Source organism: Priestia flexa NBRC 15715, assembly GCF_001591565.1.
GTDB classification, from domain to species: domain Bacteria; phylum Bacillota; class Bacilli; order Bacillales; family Bacillaceae_H; genus Priestia; species Priestia flexa.
On sequence record NZ_BCVD01000235.1, the window covers coordinates 1 to 1,358 of the forward strand.

Here is a 1,358-nt window from a genome sequence, read left to right on the forward strand (position 1 = left end):
AGGGAAATATAGTACCGAAGTTCTTGATTCCACACTGCCAAGAAAAGCCTCTAGCGAGGCGGGAGGTGCCCGTACCGCAAACCGACACAGGTAGGCGAGGAGAGAATCCTAAGGTGATCGAGAGAACTCTCGTTAAGGAACTCGGCAAAATGACCCCGTAACTTCGGGAGAAGGGGTGCTCTGGTAGGGTGTATAGCCCGAGAGAGCCGCAGTGAATAGGCCCAGGCGACTGTTTAGCAAAAACACAGGTCTCTGCGAAGCCGCAAGGCGAAGTATAGGGGCTGACGCCTGCCCGGTGCTGGAAGGTTAAGAGGAGGGGTTATCCTTTGGGAGAAGCTCTGAATCGAAGCCCCAGTAAACGGCGGCCGTAACTATAACGGTCCTAAGGTAGCGAAATTCCTTGTCGGGTAAGTTCCGACCCGCACGAAAGGCGTAACGATCTGGGCACTGTCTCAACGAGAGACTCGGTGAAATTATAGTACCTGTGAAGATGCAGGTTACCCGCGACAGGACGGAAAGACCCCGTGGAGCTTTACTGTAGCCTGATATTGAATTTTGGTACAGCTTGTACAGGATAGGTAGGAGCCTGAGAAGCCGGAGCGCTAGCTTCGGTGGAGGCGTCGGTGGGATACTACCCTGGTTGTATTGAAATTCTAACCCGCAGCCCTGATCGGGCTGGGAGACAGTGTCAGGTGGGCAGTTTGACTGGGGCGGTCGCCTCCTAAAGAGTAACGGAGGCGCCCAAAGGTTCCCTCAGAATGGTTGGAAATCATTCGTAGAGTGTAAAGGCACAAGGGAGCTTGACTGCGAGACCTACAAGTCGAGCAGGGACGAAAGTCGGGCTTAGTGATCCGGTGGTTCCGCATGGAAGGGCCATCGCTCAACGGATAAAAGCTACCCCGGGGATAACAGGCTTATCTCCCCCAAGAGTCCACATCGACGGGGAGGTTTGGCACCTCGATGTCGGCTCATCGCATCCTGGGGCTGTAGTCGGTCCCAAGGGTTGGGCTGTTCGCCCATTAAAGCGGTACGCGAGCTGGGTTCAGAACGTCGTGAGACAGTTCGGTCCCTATCCGTCGTGGGCGTAGGAAATTTGAGAGGAGCTGTCCTTAGTACGAGAGGACCGGGATGGACACACCGCTGGTGTACCAGTTGTCTTGCCAAAGGCATCGCTGGGTAGCTATGTGTGGACGGGATAAGTGCTGAAAGCATCTAAGCATGAAGCCCCCCTCAAGATGAGATTTCCCATAGCGCAAGCTAGTAAGATCCCTGAAAGATGATCAGGTTGATAGGTCAGAGGTGGAAGCACGGCGACGTGTGTAGCTGACTGATACTAATCGATCGAGGACTTAACCAAA

1 rRNA gene is annotated in these 1,358 nt (G+C 54.2%); it reads left to right on the plus strand.

Annotated elements, in window-relative coordinates:
- A 23S ribosomal RNA gene (locus BFL01S_RS19605) occupies positions 1-1,357 on the plus strand; the annotation flags it as partial.
- Position 1,358: the final 1 nt, after the last annotated feature.